Below are 25,715 nucleotides of genomic sequence, written 5' to 3'. Positions count from 1 at the left end.
ATATAATTTATCACGAGGGGACAATTTCTGATAGAGGGGGGAAATTTTCGTGAGCGAGAAAGAACATCGCGTGTCAAGAAGACAATTTTTAAATTACACACTCACAGGGGTAGGAGGCTTTATGGCTGCCGGTATTTTAATGCCGATGACGCGATTTGCGCTTGATCCGGTGTTAAGAAAAGAAGCCGGAACAGATATGGTTGCTGTTGCGCAAGTAAAGGATATTACAACAGAGCCGAAGCGTTTCGATTTTAAAGTGAAACAGGTTGATGGTTGGTACAAGTCTGAAGAACCAAAATCGGCTTGGGTTCATAAAGATGAAAGCGGAGACATTGTTGCGTTCTCTCCAGTATGTAAACATTTAGGATGTACAGTTAACTGGAATTCGGACAAAGCACATCCGAATCAATTCTTTTGTCCATGTCACGGGGGTCGTTATACAAAAGATGGGATGAACATTAAAGGTACGCCACCCCTTGCTCCGCTGGATGTGTACGAGTCTAAAGTGAAAGATGGAACGCTGTATCTAGGAAAAGCGAAGCCAAGAGGGGGTGCAAAGTAGATGTTAAATAAAATTTATGATTGGGTAGATGAAAGATTAGATATTACACCGATATGGCGTGATATCGCTGATCATGAAGTACCTGAACATGTAAACCCGGCACATCACTTTTCTGCATTCGTCTATTGCTTTGGAGGACTTACCTTTTTCGTTACTGTAATTCAAATTTTATCTGGAATGTTTTTGACGATGTATTATGTGCCTGATATTAAAAATGCTTGGGAATCAGTTTACTATTTACAAAATGAAGTTGCTTATGGGCAAATTGTTCGTGGTATGCACCACTGGGGTGCTAGTCTCGTAATTGTAATGATGTTTTTACATACACTCAGAGTTTTCTTCCAAGGTGCGTATAAAAAGCCCCGTGAGTTAAACTGGATTGTTGGTGTTCTTATTTTCTTTGTTATGTTAGGTCTTGGTTTTACCGGATATTTATTACCGTGGGATATGAAAGCTTTATTTGCTACAAAAGTAGGGATTCAAATTGCAGAGCAAACACCGCTCATTGGTCCTTATATTAAAACATTACTCGCTGGTCATTCCGAAATTGTTGGCGCTCAAACATTAACTCGCTTCTTTGCTATTCACGTCTTCTTCTTACCAGCAGCACTTCTAGGTTTAATGGCCTTCCACTTCATCATGATTCGCAAACAAGGTATTTCCGGTCCACTATAAGAGATTGCTAAATTAAAGGGGAAAGAACTAAAGGAGGGAGATTATGCATCGCGGCAAAGGGATGAAGTTTGTAGGAGATTCTCGGGTACCGGTAGCTCGGAAACCAAATATTCCAAAAGACTATTCTGAATACCCAGGGAAAACAGAAGCATTTTGGCCGAACTTCTTGTTAAAAGAATGGATGGTTGGTGCAGTTTTTTTAATCGGTTATTTATGTTTAACAGTGGCGCATCCGTCGCCGCTTGAGAGAATGGCGGATCCAACAGATGCTGGATATATACCACTTCCAGATTGGTATTTCTTATTCTTGTATCAGTTATTAAAGTATTCTTATGCTTCCGGTTCATTTACTGTAATTGGAGCGTTTATTATGCCAGGGATTGCGTTTGGTGCATTACTGTTAGCTCCATTTCTTGATCGAGGTCCAGAAAGACGTCCATTGAAGCGTCCTGTAGCAACTGGATTTATGCTTTTAGCAATTGCATCGATTATCTTTTTAACTTGGGAATCTGTAGCACACCACGACTGGGAAGCTGCAAAGAAACAAGGAGCAATTGTAAAAACCGCGCCAGTTGATAAAAATGATGATGGCTATAAATTAATGCAAAAAAATACTTGTTTAACATGTCATGGTGACAACTTACAGGGCGGGGCGGCAGCACCAGCACTGCAAAACTTAACTTTAAAGCCAGAAGAAATTGCTAAAATTGCGAAAGATGGAAAAGGTTCCATGCCTAAAGGTGTATTTAAAGGTACAGATGAGGAACTGAAGAAGCTTTCGGAATTCGTTGCAAAGTATAATAAAAAATAATAAAAAGCTGACTACAAAATTTGTAGTCAGCTTTTCTATTTAGTTGGATGAAGTTTGTTATAATAGAGTAGGATTTAGTGAATGAATTACTTTGCTTGAAAGGTGTTGGACATACAGATTGGTGTACTTGTATGCAATGTTAAGACAACGCTCGGTATTATTATTTTTATTGGTTGTTAACATATTAGGTACAATTTACGGGTTTATATGGTACGGAAATCAACTGAAAGAAACGTCACCTATATTTTGGCCGTTTGTACCAGATAGTCCTATGGCGAGTCTCTTTTTTGTCTTTGTTTTAATTGCTTTTTTGACAAAGAGAAACTGGGGATTAATAGAAGCGCTAGCGATTGTTACTTTAATAAAATATGGTATTTGGGCTGTTGTTGTAAATGCGATTATGATTTACGTAAAAGGTCCTATTGGCCTTATGGGCTACATGTTAATGCTTTCGCACTTTGCGATGGCAGTGCAAGGTGTTTTATATGCTCCATTTTACCGTATAAAAAAATGGCATTTTATAGTAGCGGGTGTATGGACGTTGCATAACGATGCAATTGATTATTTATTTTGGCAAATGCCACGATATGGAATTATGCATTTGTTTGTAGAGGAAATTGGTTATTTTACGTTTTGGTTAAGCGTTGCTGTACTATGTATTACATATTATTGTTGCTTACGTGAGCACAGGAAACAATTTTCTTTATGATGGTTAGAACATTTAGGGGGAGAACATGGAGAAAAATAAGAGTGGTACAAAAATATTGGATCGATTGATTACTTTAGTTGTTTCATATAGCATAGCATTTTCTATTTTTGCACTCGCAACAACGGCAGTTGTGTATGGAAAATGGCTGTATTATTTTGAAATTGATTTTTTAAATATTCCTGATTTAGCGGATATGACGAAGGATGAAATTAAAAGAAATTACGATGTGCTTATTACATATTTATCCCCGTTTTATGACGGAGCATTACATTTGCCAACATTAGATATGTCTACAAATGGCCGTATTCATTTTGTAGATGTTAAAAATATTTTAGTGAAGATTCAATATGTGATGTATGCGACAATTATGATTGCAGTGATAGGGGGAATTTATTTATTAAAAAAGAAAAATGAAAAGTTTTTACTGCACGGATCAATTTTAACAATCATTTTTCCGATAGCGCTTATGTTACCAATCGCTATTAATTTTGAAAAGAGCTTTGTATTATTCCATAAGCTTTTATTCAGTAATGATTATTGGATGTTTGATATTGAAACGGATCCAGTTATATTAATGCTACCAGAGGAGTTCTTTATGCATGCTGCGTGTGCTATTTTATTATTCATTTTAGGTGGTAGTATACTTTGTTATAGCTTATATAGATATTTCGTAAAAAAGAAAAGGATGTCAAAGAAAAAATTCTCTGCTTAAAGAGAATTTTTTCTTTGTAAAACGATAATATATTTTTCGGTTCAGTTCTGTTCTATTCTTGTCCCAATTAACATATTTTGTACTAGTAGTTATAGGGGGGACCGGGATGAAGAGAACATTAATTGGATTGATAGCATTTCTAATTATAATGTTTCCGTTACGTATATATGCTGAAGAGTGGAATGAGCTAACAGGGTTGTTAGACGACTCGTTACAGTTAGTGAAGCGTAATGAAGATGAAAAAGCGGTACAAGTATTACAACTTTTCTCAGAGCAATTTTTAATGAAGGGGAATGAAAAGAAGCATGAAGTAACACCAGATCAAGTTAGAGTTATTTCTTTAGCTTACGACAAGGCGCAGCAATCGCTCTCTGAAGAAGGTTTAGGTAAGCAAGCTAAAATGGATAATGTGTTGGCATTACAACTTGCTGTTGATGCACAAGTATCGAAATATCAACCACTTTGGATGGAAAGAGAAAGGAAAGTAATGGATGCCTTTTCTCAAATGGAAAAAGCGATGGAAAAAGAAGATGCTGGGCAGTTTCAACAAACATTAAATACATTTTTAAATGAATTCAATATTATTTATCCAAGTTTAATGATTGCTTTGCCAGAAAACGAGGTACAGCGTGTAAATGTTCATTTATCTTATTTGGATGAATTTCGTAACGTTATGTTAAAAACGAAAGGTGGCCAAATGCAATTAGGGATTATTAAAGGGGATTTGCAAAAGATATTTCACACAGTAAAAAAGGATGAAATTGCACCTTCTCTCATTTGGTTTATGACAATTACTGGGGGACTTATTTTATTCACATTAACTTATGTTGGATGGAGAAAGTATAAAGGAGAGAGAGAAAAAAGAAAAAGTAATGTGCATTCTAAAAATAGATAATGTAATAAGTAAAGATATGGATTGTAAGGTTTATTCATTGACAATAGTGGCAGAAGAAAATAGAATGAGAAGTACTATAATTAAAACTTCAATGGAGGTTCATGATGTTTTATTTAATTTACTTCGCGATCATAATGATCATACCGTTGTATGCACAGTCAAGAGTACGAAGTGCCTATAGCAAGTATTCACAAGTTTATTCAACATCAGGTATGACAGGAGCGGAAGTGGCTCGAAAAATTTTAGATGAAAATGGATTATACAATGTAGCTGTGGAAGAAACACCAGGTCATTTATCAGACCATTATGATCCAACGGCCAAGACGGTTCGATTATCAACAGATAACTATTATGGACATTCAGTTGCTGGTACAGCAGTGGCAGCACATGAAGTAGGACACGCAATTCAAGATGCGCAAGATTATAACTTTATGCGTATTCGTCATTCTTTAGTTCCTGTGGCGAATTTTGGATCGAATATATCATGGGTATTTATTATGATTGGTATATTTGCGACAATGTCGAAACTATTGTTATTAGGAATTATTTTAATGGCTGCAGGTGTTGTGTTCCAACTTGTTACATTACCAGTTGAGTTCGATGCTTCAAAGCGTGCAATGCAACAAATTGAAGCGTTAGGTATCGTATCAACAGATGAATATGGCCAAGCTCGTAAAGTATTAAATGCAGCAGCATTAACATATGTAGCAGCTGCAGCTGTAGCGGTATTTGAATTATTACGTCTCGTATTAATGTATACTGGTATGCAGCGTAGCGACGACTAAAGACTATCAATTTTGATAGTCTTTTTTTGTTGTGTGGATTGAATTATATAATGTATTACAAATAGAAATAATAGAAGTAATGCGGAAAGGCGGTGGGGGAAATGAAATATCCAGACCATTTAGTAAAACAAGTGAAAGAGCGTAGTGCTCCTTATCAACTAGAAGGTTTTTTAAGTGGACAAGGTCCTGAAAATCCCAAATTTATGTTGTTAGGAGAAGCGCCTGGTGAAACAGAAATTCATAATGGGATTCCGTTTAGCGGGAGGTCGGGAAAACAATTAATGGGTTTTTTAGAGCGTATTCACGTTACGAGGGAAGAAGTATATATTACGAGCGCTGTTCGGAGTAGACCTTATAAATGGCGAGAGAAAAAAGAACGAAATGGTGAAAGCATACAAAAAAAGTATAATAGAACGCCAAATCAAGGAGAAATAGTTGCCCATGCGCCTTTGTTAGATTATGAATTAGAGAAAATAAATCCGAGGCTTATCGTCACACTTGGAAATATTGGTCTTCAACGTTTAACAGGAAAAAATAAAAAAATCACAGATGTACACGGGCAATTATTAAAACAGCCCATTCAAAAATTAAAGGATATGCAAAGTGCAGAGTTTACATGGTCAGAGAATGAATATCATGTTTTTCCAACTTTTCATCCAGCTTCCATTTTTTATAATCGGAGTTTATTGGAGCTTATTTATGAGGATTTGGAGAAGCTTAAAAGACTTGTAATAAAAAACTAGAAAAGCTAAGGCGCTTTTCTAGTTACATTTAATTATGTAAAGGGTTTTTATTTTCATCTAACGTAAATCCTTCACCAACTACATCATGTACGTCACTTACTGCAACAAATGCATGAGGATCTACAGAAGTAATAATATTTTTTAATTTCACGATTTCATTTTTAGCAACAACGCAATACAATACGTTCCGTTCCACTTTTGTATACGATCCAACAGCTTTTAAAAAGGTTGCTCCGCGCTCCATCTCAGATAAAATCTTAGCAGCAATTTCATCGTTTTTCTCTGAGATAATAGTCGCTCCTTTGGCGGCATAGGCTCCTTCTTGCATAAAATCAATGACTTTAGCCCCGATAAAAACAGCAACTAACGTATACATACCCTCGCGGTATGATAAATAGGTAAGAATAGAGACGACGATAACGACAGCATCGAACATAAACATCGTTTTACCCATACTCCAGCCAACATATTTGTGAGCTAGTCGTGCGATAATATCTACACCGCCAGTAGTCCCGCCATATTTAAATATTATCCCAAGGCCGATACCGATAAATGCTCCGGCGAATAAAGCTGCGAGTGTCATATCATTTTGCAAGTTTAAATGTAAGTTGAGCACTTCATAACGCTGGAAAATCCATAGAAATAAAGATACGCTAAATGTGCCGATTAATGTATATAAAAATGTCGTTCTGCCAAGTAACCTCCAACCAATAAAAAATATAGGGATATTTAAAATTAAGTTTGAGTAGGAAGGATCAAACTTAAATAAAAAATACAATAATAGTGTAATACCAGTAAACCCACCTTCTGCAAGGTGGTTTTCAATATTGATATTGACAATACCGAAAGAAAATATAGCGGAACCGATTAAAATAAAAATGATATTTCGCATCTTCAATTTTGATGTCATATAGAAATCCCCCTAATTATGTAATGATTACATTGCTCCGCTGAAACGGTAAAACATAATAATAAGTAATTTCTAGTTGCTAGTGAAAATAGTAAGAACTCGATTAGTATGGGCTAATCTTTTGCAAAAAGCGCAAAAGAAAGTTTCACTTTACCCCGTTCCAACGGCTGGTAGGAGATAAAGCTCTGAAGAAAGGCGAACCAGCCGTAGGAACCCGATTGGTTCAACTAATCTTTTGCAAAAAGCGCAAAAGAAAGTTTCACTTTATTATAGTCTATCCAAAAAAGGGTCGCAAATAGGTGTTTGGCGGGGAATAATATTTGTCAAATCGCGATGAATTGGCTAACATGAAAGAGGAAGGATTAGAGGTGAATAGTATGGAAGCAAAAACGATGAAAGATATGCAGAAAGAAGTAGATGCATATATTGGTCAGTTTAAAGAAGGTTATTTCAGTCCGCTTGCAATGATGGCTCGTTTAACGGAAGAAATGGGAGAGCTTGCGAGAGAGGTAAATCATTATTATGGTGAGAAACCGAAGAAAACAACTGAAAAAGAAAGAAGTATTGAAGAAGAGCTTGGAGATGTATTATTTGTTATGATTTGTATGGCAAATAGTTTAAATATTGATTTAGAGACAGCACATAACATTGTAATGAATAAATTTAATACACGTGATAAAGATCGCTGGACACGTATTGATGAGGGAGAGAAAGAATAATGAAAGAAATTAAAGTAATTATCGCCGGACCAAGAGGACGTATGGGACATGAAGCAGTCCTTCTTATGGAAAGAACGGAACATTTTAATTTAGTAGCAGCAGTGGATTATAAGCATGGTGGTGAGAAGATTTCTGATTTACCTGGCATGCCAGCATTACATGCACCGATTTACGCTGATTTACATACTTGTTTAGATGAAGTAGAAGCAGATGTGTTGTTAGATTTAACAACACCAGAAGTTGGGAAACAACACGTTACACTTGCAGTTGAGCGTGGACTTCGTTCTGTTATTGGTACAACTGGATTTACAGAAGAAGAATTGGCACGTTTAACAGAGAATGCAAAAGAAAAAGCAGTAGGAACAATTATTGCTCCAAACTTTGCAATTGGTGCAGTTCTTATGATGAAATTCTCACAAATGGCAGCGAAATATTTCCAAGATGTTGAGGTAATTGAATTACATCATGATCAAAAATTAGACGCACCATCTGGTACAGCTGTAAAAACGGTAGAATTAATTCGTCAAAATCGTGAATCAAAGCAGCAAGGTCATCCAAATGAAGTAGAGCAACTAGCAGGTGCACGTGGTGCAAATGTAGACGGTATTCACATTCATAGTGTACGTTTGCCAGGGCTTATTGCACACCAAGAAGTAATGTTTGGTGGAGATGGACAAATGTTAACAGTTCGTCATGATTCATTCAATCGTGCATCATTTATGTCAGGTGTAAAACTATCAATTGAGACAGTAATGAACCTTGATCATCTTGTGTACGGTTTAGAAAATATTATCGACTAAAGGGGAGACAACGGATGAAAATTGCCTTAATCGCACATGACAAAAAGAAAAATGATATGGTTTCGTTTGCATACGCATATAAACCAATTTTTGAGCAACATGAATTATTTGCAACAGGAACGACAGGGCTTCGTATTATGGAAGCGACTGGATTAGTTGTAACAAGATATCAATCTGGCCCTCTTGGTGGAGATCAAGAAATTGGTGCAATGATTGCAAAAAACGATTTAGATATGGTGATTTTCTTCCGCGATCCATTAACAGCACAGCCGCATGAACCGGATGTGAATGCATTGCTTCGTTTATGTGATGTATATGCGATTCCACTTGCAACGAATATGGCAAGTGCTGAAATGTTGATGCACGCATTAGAGCGAGGAGATTTAGATTATCGTAAGTTAAGAAAATGAGGGGAACAATTATGAGTGGATTACATATATTAGCGTTTGGTGCTCATGCCGATGATGTTGAAATCGGCATGGCTGGTACCATCGCTAAATATACAAAGCAAGGGTATGAAGTAGGTATTTGTGATTTAACAGAAGCTGATCTTTCTTCCAATGGAACGATAGAGTTGAGAAAAGAAGAAGCAGAGGTCGCAGCTCGTATAATGGGAGTAAAAACGAGGCTGAATTTAGCGATGCCAGACCGTGGTTTGTATATGAAAGAAGAGTATATACGTGAAATTGTCAAGGTGATCCGTACATATAAACCAAAACTAGTTTTTGCGCCATACTATGAAGATCGTCATCCAGATCATGCAAATTGTGCAAAGCTTGTGGAAGAGGCTATTTTTTCAGCAGGAATCCGTAAATATATGCCGGAACTTTCACCACATCGTGTGGAGTCTTTTTATAATTATATGATTAATGGTTTTCATAAACCGAATTTTTGTATAGATATAAGTGAGTACCTCTCTATAAAGGTGGAAGCATTAGAAGCATATGAAAGTCAATTTTCAACAGGAAGTGATGGTGTTAAGACACCGTTAACAGAAGGATACGTTGAAACTGTGATTGCTCGTGAGAAGATGTTTGGAAAAGAAGTTGGAGTCTTGTATGCCGAGGGATTTATGAGTAAGAAACCGGTTTTATTACATGCTGATTTATTAGGGGGATGTAAATGAAATTAAAAATAGGTATTACATGTTATCCTTCTGTAGGTGGTTCTGGAGTTGTTGGAACAGAATTAGGAAAGCAATTGGCGGAACGCGGGCATGAAATTCACTTTATTACATCGGGTTTACCATTCCGGTTAAATAAAGTATATCCAAACATATATTTTCATGAAGTGACGGTAAGCCAGTACTCTGTATTTCAATATCCACCATACGATTTAGCGTTAGCAAGTAAAATGGCAGAGGTTGCACAAAGAGAAAACTTAGACATTTTACATGTGCATTACGCAATACCACATGCAATTTGTGCATATTTAGCAAAACAAATGATCGGAGAGCGTATTAAAATTGTTACAACCTTGCATGGAACAGATATTACTGTGTTAGGTTCCGACCCTTCGTTAAATAATTTAATTCGTTTTGGTATTGAGCAATCGGATGTTGTTACTGCTGTCTCGCATTCATTAATTAACGAAACGCATGAGCTTGTAAAACCAAGTAAAGAAATTCAAACGGTATATAACTTTATAGACGAACGTGTATATTTCAAACGTAATATGTCTCAATTAAAGAAAGAATACGGTATAAGTGAGAGTGAAAAAGTACTTATTCATATTTCGAATTTCCGTAAAGTGAAACGTGTGCAGGATGTTGTTGAGGCATTTGCTAAAATTGTTAAAGAAGTAGATGCGAAGTTGCTTCTTGTTGGAGACGGACCAGAATTCTGTACGATTTTACAGATAGTGAAGAATTTACATATTGAAGATCGTGTTTTATTCCTAGGGAAGCAAGATAATGTTGCAGAACTACTTGCGATGAGTGATTTAATGTTGCTTCTATCAGAGAAGGAAAGTTTTGGTCTTGTTTTATTAGAAGCAATGGCGTGTGGTGTACCTTGTATCGGAACACGGGTTGGAGGTATTCCAGAGGTTATTCAACACGGGGAAACAGGATATTTATGTGAAGTTGGCGATACAACAGGAGTGGCAAATCAAGCTACTCAGCTATTAAAGGACGAGGAACTTCACCGTAATATGGCAGAACGAGCAAGAGAAAGTGTTTATGAGCAATTTCGCTCAGAAAAAATTGTTTCACAATATGAAACGATTTACTATGACGTACTAAGGGATGACAAAAATGGAAAGATTTAAAAAAGCTAGTTCTATTATTGAGACATTAAAACAACAAGGACATGAGGCTTACTTTGTTGGTGGGAGCGTGCGAGATCTTATTATCGATAGGCCGATTGGAGATATTGATATTGCGACATCTGCTTTACCAGAAGAAGTGATGGCTATATTCCCAAGAAATGTTCCTGTTGGTCTTGAGCATGGAACTGTAATTGTTTTAGAAAATGGTGAGCCTTATGAGGTAACTACTTTTCGAACAGAAAGCGAATATGAAGATTTTCGAAGACCTAGTAGTGTTCAATTTGTTCGTTCATTAGAAGAGGATTTAAAACGTCGTGATTTCACGATGAATGCAATTGCTATGTCAGAAGAAGGCGAAATGGTTGATTTATTTGCTGGACAGGAAGCCATTCAACAGAGAGAAATTGTGACAGTTGGAAATGCTGCGGATCGTTTTCAAGAAGATGCCCTGCGAATGATGCGTGGTATTCGGTTTGTAAGCGCGTTAGGTTTTTCATTAGAAACGAAAACGAAGCAAGCGATTGAAACGTATGGACATTTGCTAGAACATATAGCAATTGAGCGCATTACAGTAGAGTTTGAGAAATTGTTAACTGGTACATATTGTGTGAAAGGTCTCAAAGAATTAGTAGAGACGAAGCTATTTTCTCATTTGCCATATTTACAAATGTCAGAAGAGAGACTGTTAAAAGCTACGCAGTATAAATGGGATTCTTTCGAAACGGATATTGAGGCGTGGGCATTTTTCTTATATTGTATCGGAGAAGAACATCCATCTGTCTTTCTACGTCAATGGAAGTTTTCGAATAAAAAAATAAAAGATATTGTTGCAGTTTTATTGGCAATCCGTACTAGAAAGGAGAAGGATTGGGATACAGTCCTTCTTTATAAAACGGGAATTTATATCGCTGAAATGGCAGAGAGAGTATATGAAGCGATGATTGAAAGCTATGATCCCACATCTGTTAAACGAGTACAATCAATGTTTCATGCATTGCCAATCCAGGGTCGTCAAGAAATGAATGTGACTGGTAATGATTTATTAAACTGGGCAAACAAAAAGCCTGGTCCGTGGGTTGCTGACATGCTTCAGAAAATCGAGGAAGCAATTGTAAAAGGAAACGTAGTTAATGAGAAAGAGCGTATAAGGGAGTGGCTGCAAGGATGCAATCTACTATAAGAAAGCAGTTATTACAAGTTTTTTCTGAAGCGGATGGCGAGTTTGTATCCGGCCAAACGATTAGTGATAAACTTGGTTGTTCAAGAACTGCTGTGTGGAAACATATGGAAGATCTCCGGAGTGAGGGATATGAACTTGAAGCTGTGCGCCGATTAGGTTACCGAATTGCAAGTAAGCCAGACAAAGTGACTGCTAATGAAATTCAGTTAGGGCTACAAACGAAGCGAATTGGTAGAACAGTGTATTTTGAAGAAACTGTTGAATCAACGCAGCACATTGCAGCAAAACTTGCTTATGAAGGTGCAGAAGAAGGAACTATCGTTGTAGCAGAAGAACAAACAGCGGGAAGAGGTCGTTTAAGCAGAAAATGGCATTCACCAAAAGGAACAGGAATTTGGATGAGTATTATTTTACGCCCATCGATTCCAGTTCATCATGCACCGCAACTTACTTTGTTAGCGGCTGTTAGTGTTGCACAGGCAATTGAAAAATGTACAGGTGTAGACGTGGGAATAAAATGGCCAAATGACATTTTAATTCAAGGTAAAAAGGCTGTAGGTATATTAACAGAAATGCAAGCGGATCCTGATAAAATTAATGCTGTCATTATGGGCATCGGTATTAATGCGAATCAAAAGCAAGAACATTTTGATGAAGAAATTCAGCACATTGCTACTTCATTAGCGATTGAATCAGGTAAGCCGATTGTTCGTGCAGAACTTATGCAACAAATCTATTTACAACTAGAAAAATTATATGAAGAGTATTTACAAAATGGTTTCTCTGTCATTAAAATTCTTTGGGAAAGTTACGCTGTGAGCATCGGGAAAGAAATTACCGCTCGAACGATGAGAGAGACGATTACGGGGTTAGCAAAAGGAATCACAGAGGATGGTGTATTACTTCTGGAGGATCATGAGGGGAAAGTACATCATATTCATTCTGCAGATATCGAAATTAAGTAAAAGAAGTTCCTCTTTTGGAACTTCTTTTTATTTCAATATTTTTGAGTTAAATTTGTAACATGATAATAAATCCTTTTCATATTTAAAGTTCATTTCAAGATATCTTCCGTCTAGTTGGCCTGGCATGTTATTTGACGATTACTTTGCCTTCCATTCCTTTAAGGAGATGGTATCGACATATTAATTCATATGTACCAGTATTTTTAGGTTTCACGGTAATATTCTTTTCTTTTCCTGACTCAACTACGACGTCAATGCCGAGTTTTTTCACTGTAAAGGTGTGCTCGTTTTTACCTTTATTTTTCAATAGTAATGTTGTTGATCCTTCAAGCGGAATCGTGATGACATTTGGATTAAAGTAATCATCATTTAGTTCAACCTCAATCACGTTCGTTACATCGGTGGGTTGTGTTACGACATTAACTGAGGCAAATACATGAAAGGATCCTAAAGACATCCACCATACAATCATTACAAGCAAACTGCTGAATCGAAATAACCACCTGTTCATAGACATCTGCAATTCTCCTTTGTTAAGTACTTTTCCTCAATTAACCTGCATCATTAGTTTAAGAGTTATACTATACAGTTAAATTGATTACAGAAGAAATTAACTTGGACTTTTTTAACATGCGCTGAAAAAACATGTATCTTTTCAGGATTGAATTATCTATAAAAACTTTATCCCGCTATTTACTGGGCAATAAGACCTCCACCTCAAAATTCAGCGGAAGCAAAGAAGTTAGGTGGGAATCGGGCTGATTAAAGTTTCACTTTCTAGCATATATACTCTCTTATTAAATTTCATATACCGTAATCAGAATAAAAAATTATTTTTTCGAAAAAATGTAGTAATTCCCTTTTGTAGTTTGCTATAATTAGTTCGAATGTGGGCAGTATCAGAGCGAACTGCACCATGATTCGAAGTAATACGAAAAATAATAACTTGGATTCTGCCTTGATCCAATAACGGACTGGGACAGAGGGATGAATAATGCCGACTAACACACAACCCTTCTGCCCTTTTATGGCCAGAGGGGTTTTTTATATGATTGCGGCCATCTCCTCTCTCCTGCATAAAGGAGGAGTAGTTTTTGAAAACAAAAACAGATTTTTTGAAGATGAAAGAGCAAGGTGAGCCGATTACAATGCTAACGGCGTATGATTATCCATCTGCTAAATTAGCAGAAGAAGCTGAAGTTGATATGATTTTAGTTGGAGATTCTCTTGGAATGGTTGTACTCGGATACGATTCAACAGTACCTGTAACAGTAGAGGATATGATTCATCATACGAAAGCTGTACGCCGCGGAGCGAAAGAGACGTTTATTGTAACTGATATGCCATTTATGTCGTATCACGTATCATTACAAGAAACGATGGTGAATGCACGTCGCATCGTTCAAGAGAGCGGGGCGCATGCACTGAAGGTAGAAGGTGCTGGAGAAGTTATATCAACGATTCAATATTTGACGAACGCAGGAATTCCTGTTGTAGCGCATTTAGGTTTAACCCCTCAATCTGTAGGAGTATTGGGTGGATATAAAGTGCAAGGAAAAGATGCGGAGAGTGCAAAGAAATTAATAGAAGATGCAAAGAAATGTGAAGAAGCTGGTGCAATAGCGCTTGTGTTAGAATGTGTACCAATGCAGTTAGCAGAACTTATTTCAGAGCAACTAACAATACCGACAATTGGGATTGGTGCAGGACAAAAAGTAGATGGGCAAGTGCTTGTTTATCATGATCTTATCTCATACGGCGTGAATCGTGTGCCGAAATTTGTGAAGCAATATACATCTGTTCAAGAGGAGATTGTGCGTGGGATTTCACAATATGTTACTGAAGTAAAGACAAGGCAATTTCCTGAAGAAAAACATTCGTTCACAATGAAAGAGGAAGAATGCTTAGCGTTATACGGAGGAAAACAATAATGAAAATCGTAACTACAGTGCAAGAGATGCAGCAAATTACAAACGAACTTCGTGCAAGTGGAAAGAGTATTGGTTTTGTTCCAACGATGGGTTATTTACATGAAGGGCATGCTACCTTATTACGTAAGGCAAGAGAAGAAAATGAAATTGTAGTTTTAAGTGTATTTGTAAACCCGCTGCAATTTGGCCCAAATGAAGATTTAGATCGATATCCTCGTGATATTAATAGAGATGAAAATGTAGCAAAAGAAAACGGTGTAGATTATTTATTTTATCCGAGTGTAGAAGAAATGTATCCAGCAGAACAAACAACAACAGTAGAGGTTGTGAAGCGCACGGACGTATTATGCGGTCAACAAAGACCTGGTCATTTTGCTGGTGTTGCAACTGTACTAATGAAACTATTTAATATTACGCTGCCAACGCGTGCTTATTTCGGTATGAAAGATGCTCAACAAGTTGCAGTAATTGAAGGATTTGTAACTGATTTCAATATTCCGGTTACAATCGTACCAGTTGATATTGTAAGGGAAGAAGATGGATTAGCGAAAAGTTCTCGTAACGTGTACCTATCACAAGATGAACGTGAAGAGGCTCTTCATTTATACCGCAGCCTATGTATAGCGAAAGAAAGAATTGAGGTAAGTGAACGTAATCCGGAAATCATTACAAATCTTGTGAAAGAGTATATTGAGACGCATACGAAAGGTACTGTAGATTATGCGGATTTATATGCATATCCGTCATTAACAATGGTAGAGAAAGTCGAAGGACGAATCATTTTAGCTATTGCAGTTAAGTTTGAAAATGTAAGATTAATTGACAATATAACATTAACGGTTAAATAAGGGGGAGCACCTATGTTTCGCACAATGATGAGAGCAAAGTTACATCGTGCAACTGTAACGGAGGCAAATTTAAATTATGTAGGTAGTATTACAATTGATGAAGATTTAATGGATGCAGTAAATATTGTAGAAAACGAAAAAGTCCAAATTGTAAATAATAATAATGGTGCTCGTTTAGAGACATACGTTATTAAAGGGGAACGCGGTAGTGGTGTTGTTTGTTTAAACGGTGCTGCGGCAAGGCTTGTACAACCAGGGGACAAAGTAATTATTATTTGTTATGGGCTAGTTACGGAAGAAGAGGTTCATAAACAAGAACCCAAAATTGCAGTACTAGACGATAATAATCAAATTATTGAAATGTTAGGTGCTGAAAAAGCGGGTACGATATTATAAGTAGAAAGGCTATCTCCATTGCGGAGATAGCTTTTTTGTGCATCTTTTCATTAAGATGAGATAAAACGTGGTATAGTAACATTATATAAATTATTGTTGTTTGAAAGGTAAGAAATTGAGGTGTTACATATATGAGTAAGCGTTATGTCGTTGTTGATTTAGAGACGACAGGGAACTCCTGGAAAGATGGGAAGGATAAAATTACCCAAATTGCAGCTGTTGTAGTAGAAGATGGAGAGATATTGGAGATTTTTTCGTCTTTTGTTAACCCAAAGAGAGAGATCCCACCATTTATTACAGAATTAACAGGGATTGATGAAAGTCTTGTAAAGCAAGCCCCGTTATTTCAAGATGTAGCCCCGATGATTGTTGAGCTATTACAAGGTGCGGCTTTCGTTGCGCATAATGTTCACTTTGATTGGAATTTTTTAAATGAAGAATTAAGACAGGCTGGATATACAGAAATACATTGTCCTAAAATCGACACGGTTGAATTGGCTCAAATTCTTTTGCCGACAGCTGATAGTTATAAATTACGTGATTTAGCTAAGAAGCATGAACTAGAACATGATCAACCACATCGTGCGGATAGTGATGCTCTTGCAACAGCGGAATTATTTTTACAATTTTTAAATGAAATTGAAAAGTTACCACTTGTCACGTTGCAATCGCTTTATGAATTAAGCGATGTGTTCCAAAGTGATATAGCTGATGTGCTTTCTGAAAATATTTTAAAGAAAGTAATGAATGGTAAAGAAGATATAGCGGAGTATGAAATACATCGAAATATTGCGCTGAAAAAGCGGAACTATTCCTTAAACCTTGGAGAAACGTGTTCATCAAAGTTTGATGCTTTCTTGAATAAAACGATGGATAAATTGGAATCACATATGCCAAAGTTTGAAAGAAGCGAAAGTCAACAACTGATGATGAAAGAGATATATACGGCGTTAAGAGATTCTCGTTTTTCACTAATTGAAGCCGGTACAGGAACAGGAAAGACTCTTGCATATTTGCTTCCTAGTCTTTATTTTGCAAAGAGAAAAGAAGAACCTGTCATTATAAGTACACAAACGGTACAACTCCAACAACAAATATTAGAAAAAGAAATACCGTTATTACAAAAAATAATGCCATTTTCATTTGAGGTAGCTCTTCTTAAAGGAAGAAAGCATTATCTTTGCTTACACAAATTTGAGTATGCTTTACAAGAGGAAGAAAAAAATTATGATATGGCACTTACGAAGGCGAAGATATTAGTTTGGCTATTGCAAACTGAAACGGGTGATCAAGACGAATTAAATATTCCTGAGGGCGGAAAGTTACTTTGGAATCGTATTTGTAGTGATGCGTATAGTCCAGGCGGTATGCAAAGTAATTGGTTTAGTCGTTGTTTTTACCAGCGAGCGAAGAATAAAGCTTTATTTGCAGATATCGTTATCACAAATCATGCGTTATTATTTCAAGATTTTTCAAGTGAAGAACCGCTGTTTGCTTCATGCGAACATATTATTTTTGATGAAGCTCACCATATTGAAGAAGCTGCGAGTAGAACATTGGGTGAACAGTTCTCTTGTATGTATTTTCAATTGGTTATATCTCGTCTTGGGACGCTAGAAACAGAAGATGTACTCTCCAAAGTATATAAAATGATGAAAAAATCAGAGCAAGCATCTCGTTCAACTTTCCGTATGATAAGTTATAGTTTGAAGGAACTTAAGTTTGATGCGGATGAACTCTTCCAAATGTTACGTACTTTTATATTTAAACAAACAAAGCAAGAACAAGGAACGAATAATATGCCGCTCATCTATAGGTATAACGCAGAACTAGAAAAAGGTAAGTTGTGGGATAGTATCGTTGAATTAACAAATCGTTTTATATATGAATTAAGAAGGGTAGTAACTGCTCTTGAGAAGCAAGTGGATATATTGCAAAGTAAGTTAGAATGGGAGATGCATGTTGTAACAGGTGAATTTATGCATTTAATTGAGTTGCTGAGAAAGATGGCAGAATCATTACAGTTACTCGTATTAGAAAAGAATTCGTATGTAACTTGGATGGAGACTGAAACGAAAGGGACGATTCATTCAACAGTTCTATATGCACAGCCTGTTCATATTGGTGAAAGATTTGCTGATGAATTCTTAACAGAAAAAAAGAGTGTTATTTTTACATCCGCAACACTAACAGTTAACGATACGTTTGATTATATAAAAGAGGAACTTGGTTTACATGATTTCGCTCCAAATACTTTAAAGGTTCCATCGCCATTTCGTTATGATGAACAAATGAAATTAATGGTTTCAACGGATGTACCTTTTATTAAGCAAGTAAGTAATGAGCGATATATTGAATCTGTATCGGAACATATTGCAAAGATAGCGAAAGCCACAAAGGGCAGAATGCTTGTTTTATTCACTTCGTATGAAATGTTAAAAGAAGCGTATGCGAATTTAAAAAATAATGATGAATTAGAGGGTTATTTATTACTCACACAAAGTGTGAATAATAAAAGTCGAAGCCGTTTAATTCGAAAGTTTCAAGAGTTCGACAAATCAATTTTATTAGGGACGAGCAGTTTCTGGGAAGGGATAGATATTCCAGGAGATGCCTTAAGTTGTCTTGTTATTGTCCGTCTACCATTTACGCCGCCTCATCAGCCGATGATGGAAGCGAAAGGTGAGTGGCTAAAAAATCAAGGTGAGGATGTATTCGCTAAATTAGCGCTGCCACAAGCAATATTACGTTTCAAACAAGGATTCGGCCGCTTAATTCGAACGAATACAGATACAGGAACGGTAGTAGTGTTAGATCGTCGTTTGACGAGTTCTTCCTATGGAAAACGATTTCTACAATCGATCCCTAACGTACCTCTTTATGAAGGACCATTAGAAGAATTATTAGTACAATTAGAAGAACCATCAAATGAATAAAAATGGAAGAAAAATACGCCTGAAGTATTTATAAACTTCAGGCGTAAAAAATGTGGGTAGGAGGAATTTTATTTTTCTTACTTCTTGTATACAAAATGTGTTGGTTTTCGACTTGAAACCTTTTTTTGCTGTACATGTCCTGCTATAATAGATGGGTGATGAAGCAGGGGTTGTAAAGAATGTACTCTTATTGTAACCGCATTGCGTTCTTCTATAATTAGAAATTTTTGTGTAACGGAGGAGTTTTTTCATGGAGAAGAAAATCGAAGTACTATCAACGACGCGTATTAAATATTCGTCTGATTTGTATAAAATTGTTGATAGTTTGAATCGTACGTTAAAAGAGCAGGACCTCATGTTCGGACTAGCATTAGACGAAAAAGATAAAGAAACAGCTGTATTTACGATTTACAGAACGTAGTGATACAATGAAAAAGTGGATCTTTGCAATCATTATTGTTATCGTTGCTAGCGGAATATATGGGGCGTATGTTTATAATAAAGCAATGGGGAAGAAAATTCCAAAAGAGTCGAAATTTGTAGAAATTGCTAAAGAAAAAGCAAAGCTTACAAAGGTGAAATCTGTTGATTATTACAACGGAAAATCTGCATATATAGTCGTGCAAGGTACAGATGAAAAGGGAGAACAACTTATCGTTTGGGTGCCGGAGAAAAAAGGGGATACTGTAGTAAGGAAAAAGAGCGAAGGTATTTCTGAAAAAGAGGCTATACAAAGAACATTAGAACAAGTCGGCAATGAAAGTAAGGAATCAAAAAGTAAGCCGAAAGAGATTATGAAAGTGAAATTAGGCTTTGAAAATGATGTACCACTATGGGAAGTTACATATATTGATGATGACAATCGTTATAGTTATTACTATCTTGAATTTAAAGATGGAAAATTTTTAAGACGATATAGCATTGAAAAATAGATGTAGGGGGAACTACAAATGAAATTAGCAAAGCGAGTAGCTGCTTTAACACCGTCTTCAACTTTAGAAATTACAGCAAAGGCACAAGCATTAAAAGCAGAGGGTCATGATGTAATTGGATTAGGGGCAGGGGAACCTGACTTTAATACACCAGAGCATATTATGGATGCTGCACATAAAGCGATGTTAGAAGGGCATACGAAGTATACACCAACAGGTGGACTACAATCGTTAAAACAAGAAATTGTGAAGAAATTTACTCGCGATCAAGGTATTGCGTATGATCCATCTGAAATTATTGTATGTAATGGCGCAAAGCATGCATTATATACATTATTCCAAGTATTACTTGATGAGGGAGATGAAGTTATCATTCCAACTCCTTACTGGGTAAGCTATCCAGAGCAAGTAAAGCTTGCTGGCGGTAAGCCGGTTTATATAGAAGGTTTAGAAGACAATGAGTACAAAATTACAGCAAAGCAGCTGCGTGAGGCAATTACAGAGAAAACGAAAGCAGTTATTATTAATTCACCGAGCAATCCAACAGGAATGATTTATAGCAAAGAAGAATTACAACAGCTTGGAGAAGTATGTTTAGAACATGATATTTTAATCGTTTCTGATGAAATTTATGAAAAATTAATTTATGGTGGCGTAGAATATACTTCAATTGCCCAGCTTTCTAATGCATTAAAAGAACAAACACTTATTATTAATGGTGTATCTAAATCTCATTCTATGACAGGATGGCGTATTGGATATGCAGCAGGAAATAAGCAGCTTATTAAAGCGATGACGAACTTAGCGAGTCATAGTACGTCAAACCCTACTTCAATCGCTCAATACGGCGCAATTGCGGCATATGCAGGCTCACAAGAACCTGTGGAAACAATGCGTCAAGCCTTTGAAGAGAGATTAAACATCATTTATGATAAATTAATTCAAATCCCTGGCTTTACTTGTATTAAACCGCAAGGTGCATTTTACTTATTCCCTAACGTAAAAGAAGCTGTAGCTTTATCAGGATATGCAACGGTTGATGATTGGGCAAAGGCTCTATTAGAAGAGGAAAAAGTGGCTCTTGTACCAGGTACAGGATTTGGTGCTCCAAATAATGTTCGTTTATCATATGCGACATCTCTTGAACAAGTAGAGAAAGCATTAGAACGTATCCATACATTTATGAAAAGTAAAGTGCAAGCTTAATTTTATATTTCATTCATGTAATATAAAAAACCTCCCTATTGATGGGGAGGTTTTTTTGACGAATTGTGGCAAAAAGAAATAGCTAAAGGTGTGTTATACTAGAGAGCGAGGTGTTTGGTGATGAAAAAGAAAATGATGCTACAGTGGTTTGAGCAGGGAAGCATTGCAATTCCAAAATTGCTTATGATGCATTATAAAAAATTAGGTTTAAATGAGACGGAATTTATGGTTGTACTTCATGTACACACATTTTTAGAATCAGGTAATTCGTTTCCGACTCCTTCAGAGATTTCTGAACGGATGACGATAACGGAAATGAAATGTATGGAAGTAATTCAAGCGTTGATTCAAAAAGGTTTTTTATCACTAGAAGGTGGACAAAGATCAGAAGCGATGATGTGCGAAAGTTATTCTTTACAACCGTTATGGGAAAAAATATTACATTTCTTAATGGATGAATCAATAGAGGAAGAGCAAAAAGAAAAAAAACAGCTGCAAGTAAATTTATATACAGTATTTGAAAAAGAATTTGGAAGACCACTTTCGCCGTTCGAATGTGAAACGTTAGGAATGTGGGAGGACCAAGATCAACATCATCCAAATTTAATTCAAGCGGCTCTTAGAGAAGCTGTAATGAGTGGGAAACTAAATTTCCGATATATTGATCGTATTTTATTTGAGTGGAAAAAGAATGGAATTAAAACGGTAGATCAGGCTCAAAATCAAGGTCAAAAATTTAGAGCGAATCAACAAAGAGCACAACAAATGACAAAACAAGAGACGAAATTTACTGGAAAAGTGCCTTTTTATAATTGGTTGGAGCAGTAATATAGGAGGAGAAATATGCTTAACAAAACGCAAATCCGTTATTGTTTAGACACAATGGCGGATATGTATCCAGAAGCGCATTGTGAATTGGTTCATGATAATCCATTTGAACTTGTAATCGCGGTGGCGTTATCTGCACAATGTACAGATGTACTTGTAAATAAAGTGACAAGAAATTTATTTCAAAAATATAAAACACCAGAAGATTATTTAAGTGTTTCTCTAGAAGAATTACAACAAGATATACGCTCTATCGGATTGTATAGAAATAAAGCAAAAAACATTCAAAAATTATGCCGAATGTTATTAGATGACTATAATGGGGAGGTACCGAGCGATCGAGATGAACTTACGAAATTACCCGGTGTAGGAAGGAAAACAGCGAATGTTGTAGTTTCCGTAGCGTTTGGGATTCCTGCAATTGCTGTTGATACACATGTGGAGCGAGTGAGTAAACGATTAGCGATTTGTAGATGGAAAGATTCTGTGTTAGAAGTAGAAAAAACGTTAATGAAGAAAGTACCGATGGATGAGTGGGGGGTTACGCATCATCGTATGATTTTCTTTGGACGTTATCATTGTAAAGCACAACGACCGCAATGTGAGGAGTGCAGACTGTTAGAAGTATGTCGTGAAGGAAAGAAGCGAATGAAGGTGAAATAAGGGATGGAGCGAGTTATAGAAATACCGAAAGAATTTCACTGCTTACCATTTTTTAAAGAAAGCGTAAATTCAATTGAGTATCATACAGACGAGTCTTTTGAAGAAATAATACAAAATACTTACTTTATATTTGATATTGAAAGACAGTATGAGCCATGGAAGGAAATTGAAAACAGTATTCCAGCGATGTTGAATGTATGGAAAAATAAGCATGAAGACATTGCTATACTGTTTCGAAATAGAAATAAGCAAGAGGCTGAGGGGCCAATGATTCTTTTTGCAGCTCACTTGTTATCGGTTGTCTATTGGCTAAATGAGCAACCTGTTCATAGTTTGAATGAAATGCAAATAAATACGAATAAATTAAAAGTGCAACCTGTTAATTTTATGGAAAGATATTCATTCATAATAAAGAAACCGAGTAATTATCATTCTTATATTCAATTAGCGCAGTTGTATATCGAAATAGAAAAGCTATATGTAAAGAAAATGATAACAAAAAAGAAGTCCGCTTCTCGTTAAGAGAAACGGACTTCTTTTTTGTTTATTAGGACTCTGTTGTAATAACAGTACCGTCTGCGTGAGGTGTATCTCCTCCGGTATTTTGATGTTGCTGTTCTTGTTGTTTCTTAGCTTCTTCTTCAGCTTTTTTCTTGGCCTCTTCTTCAGCTTTCTTCTTGGCTTCTTCTTCAGCTTTTTTCTTAGCTTCTTCTTCAGCTTTTCTTCTAGCTTCCTCATCAGCTTTCTTTTGAGCCTCTTCTTGCTGTTTACGTTGTTGTTCTTGTTGCTGTTCTTGTTGTTTCTTAGCCTCTTCTTCAGCTTTTTTCTTAGCTTCGTCTTGTTTTACTTTATCTTCATTAGCCTTTTTCTGGGCTTCCTCATCAGCTTTTTTCTTAGCTTCTTCATCGGCTTTTTTCTTAGCCTCTTCTTCAGCTTTTTTCGCATCTGGAGTTCCGCCAGGCGCAGTGAAGGATGCACCAACTGCTGGGCTTGTGCCAGTGCCTTTTTTCGCTACTACAGAGAAGCTGTAAGTAACACCTGGTTTAATACCACCAAGAGTAGCTGTCGTACCACTTATTGATAGGCTACCACTTGAACCGTCAGTTGCTTTATAGCTGGCTGCATATGCATCAACTTCTGCTGGTCCAGACCAGTTTAGTGTAACTGTGCTAGCGCCATCGAAAGTGACATTCAGACCACTAGGGGCATCTACTTTAATTTCTTTAATTGCATCTTTTTTCGCACCTTTTACGTATAGTTCTCCGTTTATTTCTTGAACAGAAGAAGGACGTTCAAAGCGTGATTTATCTGTAGCGAATTTGCTCATCATTACTTGGAACATTTGCTGTGCAATTTTAGTATAACGATCACTAATGTAGTTTTCTGGACCGTTCTTTACGTAACCCGTCCATACAGCCATCGTATATTGTGGTGTATATCCAGCGAACCAGCTATCCCTGTTTGCATCAGCTGGAATGCCGTATTTCTTTAAATCTTTTGCATCAAAGTTTTGCGTTCCAGTTTTACCTGCTACGTCAACACCTGAAACATATGCTGTTGGTCCTGTACCACCAGAACCAGGTTTTACTACGTCACGAAGAACGTCAGTTACCATGTAAGCTGTGTAGTCTTGCATAGCACGTTGTTCCTTCGGTTTAAAGCTTTTCTTTTTCCCGTCCGGGAAGATTACTTCTTTTACGAAATGAGGTTTATTATACACGCCGTTATTACCAAACGTTGCATATGCACCTGCTACTGCTAATGGAGAACTATCGTTACTACCAATTGCAGTAGATTCATGTACTCCATCTTCAAATGTCATGCCTAAACCTTCAGCAAACTCTTTTGATTTATTAAGCCCAACTGTTTGAGCTGTTTTTAAAGCCGGAATGTTTAATGACTTCTTCAATGCTTCACGAAGTGAAACGTCACCTTTAAAACTTCCTGTAGCATTTTTAATCTTTGTGCCATCAGAATAAGTATATTCAGAGTCATTTAATTGATGATAAGTAGACCACTGAAGATTCTCAATCGCTGGACCGTAGTCGAAAATAGGTTTCATTGTTGAACCAACTTGGCGTTTTAAATTAGTTGCCATATTATGACCTTTGAAAGTGGACTTATTTTCTTTACGTCCAGCACCAATTGCTCGAACTTCTCCAGATTGTGTATCCATAAATACGAATGACCCTTGGAATTGATCGTTTGGATACTTAATAAGATTTCCATCCATAATTTTTTCAGCGTAATCTTGAGCATCTTGATCAAGTGTTGTATGAATCGTTAAACCATCTGAACCGATATTTACATCAGGATATTCTTTTTCAACTTCTGTTACAACCGCATCTAAAAATGCTTGATACTTCATCTCAGTTACTTCTGAAGACGGTTGAAGGCCTTCTGTTACTGGGATCTTAACGGCGTTATTCATTTCTTCTTTTGTTATATAACCATGTCGATTCATTAATGACAATACGACATTACGACGATTTGTTGCTCGTTCAACATTTTCCTTTTTTGTTGGATCATAAATGTTTGGACCTTGGGGTAAACCAGCGAGCATAGCAGCTTCATGTAATTGCAAGTCTTTTAAATCTTTACCATAATATTTTTGCGCTGCTGTCGCAATACCATATGAACGGTTACCTAAATTAATCTTATTTAAGTACATTTCTAAAATCTCATGTTTAGAGTATTGTTGCTCTAATTTATAAGATAAGTACCATTCTTGTACTTTTCTCTTAGCGGTTTTATCCATCGTTAGAAAATAGTTCTTAACGACTTGCTGTGTAATCGTACTACCACCTTGGGAACCGAAACCACCAGTGACATTTTCCATAACTGCTTTTGTAGTTCGTTTAAAGTCAATTCCATTATGATCATAGAAACGCGAATCCTCAGTTGCAAGGAATGCATTTTCAACTACTTTTGGAATTTGATCATAAGTAACATGCGTTCGTTTTTCAGCACCGTATTCATAGAAGAAATTTCCGTTTTTATCAAGAAACTTTGTTGATAAAGGATTAACAAGTTTGGATTTATCTAATTTTGGAGCGTCCTTTACCATAACAAAGAAAGCGGAAACGCCGGCTACAAGACCAACGATACCAAGAAGTAGACAACCTATAAGGAATTTCTTGAAAAAGGAGCCTTTTTTCTTTGGTTTTTCTTCTTTATTTGTTTTTTTCTCTTGATTTTTTACATGATTTCGTTCTGTACGAGAACGATAATTATCTGACAT

Annotated in this window: 28 protein-coding genes; 25 read left to right on the top strand and 3 right to left on the bottom strand. The window is 36.5% G+C overall.

From position 1 onward, the window contains the following. The first annotated feature begins 49 nt into the window (after positions 1 to 49). From qcrA to MRP26_RS04340, 8 genes are all read left to right on the top strand, one after another. Positions 50 to 562 (top strand): menaquinol-cytochrome c reductase iron-sulfur subunit, encoded by a 513-nt coding sequence (gene qcrA / locus MRP26_RS04375; RefSeq protein ID WP_001290420.1) that lies wholly within the window; start codon positions 50 to 52, stop codon positions 560 to 562. Beyond that, a complete protein-coding gene (gene qcrB, locus MRP26_RS04370) occupies positions 563 to 1,237 on the top strand; it encodes a menaquinol-cytochrome c reductase cytochrome b subunit (RefSeq protein WP_000932700.1) in 675 nt (224 codons plus the stop codon). It begins immediately after the preceding gene. A gap of 43 nt (positions 1,238 to 1,280) precedes the next feature. Then, positions 1,281 to 2,048 carry a menaquinol-cytochrome c reductase cytochrome b/c subunit gene (gene qcrC / locus MRP26_RS04365; protein ID WP_000554601.1) on the top strand — a complete coding sequence of 256 codons (768 nt, stop codon included), beginning with the start codon at positions 1,281 to 1,283 and terminating at the stop codon, positions 2,046 to 2,048. Positions 2,049 to 2,166: 118 nt separating this feature from the next. Then, positions 2,167 to 2,757: a lipoprotein heptaprenylglyceryl N-acetyltransferase LhaT gene (lhaT, locus tag MRP26_RS04360; protein WP_000262838.1), complete on the top strand. Its 591-nt coding sequence runs from the start codon at positions 2,167 to 2,169 to the stop codon at positions 2,755 to 2,757. A 25-nt stretch (positions 2,758 to 2,782) separates the two neighbouring features. Further along, positions 2,783 to 3,469, top strand: coding sequence for a lipoprotein intramolecular transacylase Lit (gene lit, locus MRP26_RS04355; protein WP_000414374.1), 687 nt, complete (start codon positions 2,783 to 2,785; stop codon positions 3,467 to 3,469). 106 nt (positions 3,470 to 3,575) lie between these two features. Continuing rightward, the gene (ypjB, locus tag MRP26_RS04350) at positions 3,576 to 4,364 is read left to right on the top strand and encodes a sporulation protein YpjB (protein WP_000831589.1); all 789 of its coding nucleotides are present in this window, start codon (positions 3,576 to 3,578) and stop codon (positions 4,362 to 4,364) included. Between the two features lie 101 nt (positions 4,365 to 4,465). Then, positions 4,466 to 5,149 carry a zinc metallopeptidase gene (locus MRP26_RS04345; protein WP_011109966.1) on the top strand — a complete coding sequence of 228 codons (684 nt, stop codon included), beginning with the start codon at positions 4,466 to 4,468 and terminating at the stop codon, positions 5,147 to 5,149. A 101-nt stretch (positions 5,150 to 5,250) separates the two neighbouring features. After that, positions 5,251 to 5,892, top strand: a complete 642-nt coding sequence (locus tag MRP26_RS04340; RefSeq protein WP_000876861.1) for a uracil-DNA glycosylase — start codon at positions 5,251 to 5,253, stop codon at positions 5,890 to 5,892. A 28-nt stretch (positions 5,893 to 5,920) separates the two neighbouring features. On the opposite strand, the gene MRP26_RS04335 is transcribed toward MRP26_RS04340, so the two are convergent. Further along, a complete protein-coding gene (locus MRP26_RS04335) occupies positions 5,921 to 6,802 on the bottom strand; it encodes a YitT family protein (protein ID WP_000202121.1) in 882 nt (293 codons plus the stop codon). 377 nt (positions 6,803 to 7,179) lie between these two features. Between MRP26_RS04335 and MRP26_RS04330 the strand changes: the two genes are divergently transcribed. Genes MRP26_RS04330 through MRP26_RS04300 form a run of 7 tightly spaced genes read left to right on the top strand, consistent with a single transcriptional unit; the run spans position 7,180 to position 12,734 of the window. Then, entirely contained in the window at positions 7,180 to 7,521 is a 342-nt protein-coding gene (locus MRP26_RS04330; RefSeq protein ID WP_002108639.1) for a nucleotide pyrophosphohydrolase, read from the top strand. Next, positions 7,521 to 8,321 carry a dihydrodipicolinate reductase gene (gene dapB, locus MRP26_RS04325; RefSeq protein WP_000658810.1) on the top strand — a complete coding sequence of 267 codons (801 nt, stop codon included), beginning with the start codon at positions 7,521 to 7,523 and terminating at the stop codon, positions 8,319 to 8,321. Before MRP26_RS04330 ends, dapB begins: the two co-directional genes overlap by 1 nt. 14 nt (positions 8,322 to 8,335) lie before the next feature. Then, the gene (gene mgsA / locus MRP26_RS04320; protein WP_000684765.1) at positions 8,336 to 8,731 is read left to right on the top strand and encodes a methylglyoxal synthase; all 396 of its coding nucleotides are present in this window, start codon (positions 8,336 to 8,338) and stop codon (positions 8,729 to 8,731) included. An 11-nt stretch (positions 8,732 to 8,742) separates the two neighbouring features. Beyond that, positions 8,743 to 9,447: a bacillithiol biosynthesis deacetylase BshB1 gene (gene bshB1 / locus MRP26_RS04315; RefSeq protein WP_000015660.1), complete on the top strand. Its 705-nt coding sequence runs from the start codon at positions 8,743 to 8,745 to the stop codon at positions 9,445 to 9,447. Beyond that, positions 9,444 to 10,589 carry an N-acetyl-alpha-D-glucosaminyl L-malate synthase BshA gene (bshA, locus tag MRP26_RS04310; protein ID WP_088022023.1) on the top strand — a complete coding sequence of 382 codons (1,146 nt, stop codon included), beginning with the start codon at positions 9,444 to 9,446 and terminating at the stop codon, positions 10,587 to 10,589. Before bshB1 ends, bshA begins: the two co-directional genes overlap by 4 nt. Further along, positions 10,576 to 11,769, top strand: coding sequence for a CCA tRNA nucleotidyltransferase (locus MRP26_RS04305; RefSeq protein WP_197242197.1), 1,194 nt, complete (start codon positions 10,576 to 10,578; stop codon positions 11,767 to 11,769). Before bshA ends, MRP26_RS04305 begins: the two co-directional genes overlap by 14 nt. Continuing rightward, positions 11,754 to 12,734 carry a biotin--[acetyl-CoA-carboxylase] ligase gene (locus MRP26_RS04300; protein ID WP_001192056.1) on the top strand — a complete coding sequence of 327 codons (981 nt, stop codon included), beginning with the start codon at positions 11,754 to 11,756 and terminating at the stop codon, positions 12,732 to 12,734. Before MRP26_RS04305 ends, MRP26_RS04300 begins: the two co-directional genes overlap by 16 nt. A gap of 127 nt (positions 12,735 to 12,861) precedes the next feature. Here the strand turns inward: MRP26_RS04300 and MRP26_RS04295 are convergent, their stop codons facing one another. After that, positions 12,862 to 13,251 carry a cupredoxin domain-containing protein gene (locus MRP26_RS04295; protein ID WP_000062382.1) on the bottom strand — a complete coding sequence of 130 codons (390 nt, stop codon included), beginning with the start codon at positions 13,249 to 13,251 and terminating at the stop codon, positions 12,862 to 12,864. 577 nt (positions 13,252 to 13,828) lie between these two features. Here MRP26_RS04295 and panB point away from each other — a divergent pair. The 10 genes from panB (at position 13,829) to MRP26_RS04245 (ending at position 22,996) form a co-directional block, all read left to right on the top strand. Then, positions 13,829 to 14,665, top strand: a complete 837-nt coding sequence (panB, locus tag MRP26_RS04290) for a 3-methyl-2-oxobutanoate hydroxymethyltransferase (RefSeq protein ID WP_000851108.1) — start codon at positions 13,829 to 13,831, stop codon at positions 14,663 to 14,665. Beyond that, the gene (gene panC, locus MRP26_RS04285) at positions 14,665 to 15,513 is read left to right on the top strand and encodes a pantoate--beta-alanine ligase (protein ID WP_242806004.1); all 849 of its coding nucleotides are present in this window, start codon (positions 14,665 to 14,667) and stop codon (positions 15,511 to 15,513) included. Before panB ends, panC begins: the two co-directional genes overlap by 1 nt. A gap of 12 nt (positions 15,514 to 15,525) precedes the next feature. Further along, entirely contained in the window at positions 15,526 to 15,909 is a 384-nt protein-coding gene (gene panD, locus MRP26_RS04280; RefSeq protein WP_000490186.1) for an aspartate 1-decarboxylase, read from the top strand. 131 nt (positions 15,910 to 16,040) lie between these two features. Next, positions 16,041 to 18,845 carry an ATP-dependent DNA helicase DinG gene (gene dinG, locus MRP26_RS04275; RefSeq protein WP_242806003.1) on the top strand — a complete coding sequence of 935 codons (2,805 nt, stop codon included), beginning with the start codon at positions 16,041 to 16,043 and terminating at the stop codon, positions 18,843 to 18,845. Between the two features lie 250 nt (positions 18,846 to 19,095). Next, positions 19,096 to 19,266, top strand: a complete 171-nt coding sequence (locus MRP26_RS04270) for a YpmA family protein (protein WP_000412179.1) — start codon at positions 19,096 to 19,098, stop codon at positions 19,264 to 19,266. Positions 19,267 to 19,273: 7 nt separating this feature from the next. After that, positions 19,274 to 19,777 carry a cell wall elongation regulator TseB-like domain-containing protein gene (locus tag MRP26_RS04265; RefSeq protein WP_000758740.1) on the top strand — a complete coding sequence of 168 codons (504 nt, stop codon included), beginning with the start codon at positions 19,274 to 19,276 and terminating at the stop codon, positions 19,775 to 19,777. 18 nt (positions 19,778 to 19,795) lie between these two features. After that, entirely contained in the window at positions 19,796 to 20,983 is a 1,188-nt protein-coding gene (gene aspB, locus MRP26_RS04260; RefSeq protein WP_197242198.1) for an aspartate transaminase AspB, read from the top strand. Between the two features lie 120 nt (positions 20,984 to 21,103). Beyond that, positions 21,104 to 21,811 carry a DNA replication protein DnaD gene (gene dnaD, locus MRP26_RS04255; protein ID WP_000728542.1) on the top strand — a complete coding sequence of 236 codons (708 nt, stop codon included), beginning with the start codon at positions 21,104 to 21,106 and terminating at the stop codon, positions 21,809 to 21,811. A 15-nt stretch (positions 21,812 to 21,826) separates the two neighbouring features. Next, positions 21,827 to 22,474: an endonuclease III gene (nth, locus tag MRP26_RS04250; RefSeq protein WP_000933035.1), complete on the top strand. Its 648-nt coding sequence runs from the start codon at positions 21,827 to 21,829 to the stop codon at positions 22,472 to 22,474. A 3-nt stretch (positions 22,475 to 22,477) separates the two neighbouring features. Then, complete coding sequence (locus tag MRP26_RS04245) at positions 22,478 to 22,996, top strand: YpoC family protein (protein WP_029441862.1); 519 nt, start codon at positions 22,478 to 22,480, stop codon at positions 22,994 to 22,996. A gap of 25 nt (positions 22,997 to 23,021) precedes the next feature. Here MRP26_RS04245 and MRP26_RS04240 read toward each other — a convergent pair whose 3' ends face one another. Next, positions 23,022 to 25,715, bottom strand: coding sequence for a PBP1A family penicillin-binding protein (locus tag MRP26_RS04240; protein ID WP_098127128.1), 2,694 nt, complete (start codon positions 25,713 to 25,715; stop codon positions 23,022 to 23,024).

Source organism: Bacillus sp. CCB-MMP212 (assembly GCF_022748145.1).
In the GTDB taxonomy this organism is placed as follows: Bacteria; Bacillota; Bacilli; order Bacillales; family Bacillaceae_G; genus Bacillus_A; species Bacillus_A cereus.
Note: the sequence above shows the minus strand (reverse complement) of the source record. Positions and strands in the feature narration are given on the sequence as shown.

Coding starts and splice junctions, on each gene's coding strand:
- qcrC (WP_000554601.1), top strand. CDS start 1,281: ATGCATCGCGGCAAAGGGATGAAGTTTGTAGGAGATTCTCGGGTACCG.
- qcrB (WP_000932700.1), top strand. CDS start 563: ATGTTAAATAAAATTTATGATTGGGTAGATGAAAGATTAGATATTACA.
- MRP26_RS04330 (WP_002108639.1), top strand. CDS start 7,180: ATGGAAGCAAAAACGATGAAAGATATGCAGAAAGAAGTAGATGCATAT.
- MRP26_RS04265 (WP_000758740.1), top strand. CDS start 19,274: ATGAAAAAGTGGATCTTTGCAATCATTATTGTTATCGTTGCTAGCGGA.
- mgsA (WP_000684765.1), top strand. CDS start 8,336: ATGAAAATTGCCTTAATCGCACATGACAAAAAGAAAAATGATATGGTT.
- bshA (WP_088022023.1), top strand. CDS start 9,444: ATGAAATTAAAAATAGGTATTACATGTTATCCTTCTGTAGGTGGTTCT.
- MRP26_RS04270 (WP_000412179.1), top strand. CDS start 19,096: ATGGAGAAGAAAATCGAAGTACTATCAACGACGCGTATTAAATATTCG.
- dnaD (WP_000728542.1), top strand. CDS start 21,104: ATGAAAAAGAAAATGATGCTACAGTGGTTTGAGCAGGGAAGCATTGCA.
- MRP26_RS04300 (WP_001192056.1), top strand. CDS start 11,754: ATGCAATCTACTATAAGAAAGCAGTTATTACAAGTTTTTTCTGAAGCG.
- panD (WP_000490186.1), top strand. CDS start 15,526: ATGTTTCGCACAATGATGAGAGCAAAGTTACATCGTGCAACTGTAACG.
- MRP26_RS04335 (WP_000202121.1), bottom strand. CDS start 6,802: ATGACATCAAAATTGAAGATGCGAAATATCATTTTTATTTTAATCGGT.
- aspB (WP_197242198.1), top strand. CDS start 19,796: ATGAAATTAGCAAAGCGAGTAGCTGCTTTAACACCGTCTTCAACTTTA.
- MRP26_RS04345 (WP_011109966.1), top strand. CDS start 4,466: ATGATGTTTTATTTAATTTACTTCGCGATCATAATGATCATACCGTTG.
- lit (WP_000414374.1), top strand. CDS start 2,783: ATGGAGAAAAATAAGAGTGGTACAAAAATATTGGATCGATTGATTACT.
- dapB (WP_000658810.1), top strand. CDS start 7,521: ATGAAAGAAATTAAAGTAATTATCGCCGGACCAAGAGGACGTATGGGA.
- MRP26_RS04240 (WP_098127128.1), bottom strand. CDS start 25,715: ATGTCAGATAATTATCGTTCTCGTACAGAACGAAATCATGTAAAAAAT.
- panC (WP_242806004.1), top strand. CDS start 14,665: ATGAAAATCGTAACTACAGTGCAAGAGATGCAGCAAATTACAAACGAA.
- MRP26_RS04340 (WP_000876861.1), top strand. CDS start 5,251: ATGAAATATCCAGACCATTTAGTAAAACAAGTGAAAGAGCGTAGTGCT.
- bshB1 (WP_000015660.1), top strand. CDS start 8,743: ATGAGTGGATTACATATATTAGCGTTTGGTGCTCATGCCGATGATGTT.
- MRP26_RS04305 (WP_197242197.1), top strand. CDS start 10,576: ATGGAAAGATTTAAAAAAGCTAGTTCTATTATTGAGACATTAAAACAA.
- MRP26_RS04245 (WP_029441862.1), top strand. CDS start 22,478: ATGGAGCGAGTTATAGAAATACCGAAAGAATTTCACTGCTTACCATTT.
- ypjB (WP_000831589.1), top strand. CDS start 3,576: ATGAAGAGAACATTAATTGGATTGATAGCATTTCTAATTATAATGTTT.
- dinG (WP_242806003.1), top strand. CDS start 16,041: ATGAGTAAGCGTTATGTCGTTGTTGATTTAGAGACGACAGGGAACTCC.
- nth (WP_000933035.1), top strand. CDS start 21,827: ATGCTTAACAAAACGCAAATCCGTTATTGTTTAGACACAATGGCGGAT.
- MRP26_RS04295 (WP_000062382.1), bottom strand. CDS start 13,251: ATGTCTATGAACAGGTGGTTATTTCGATTCAGCAGTTTGCTTGTAATG.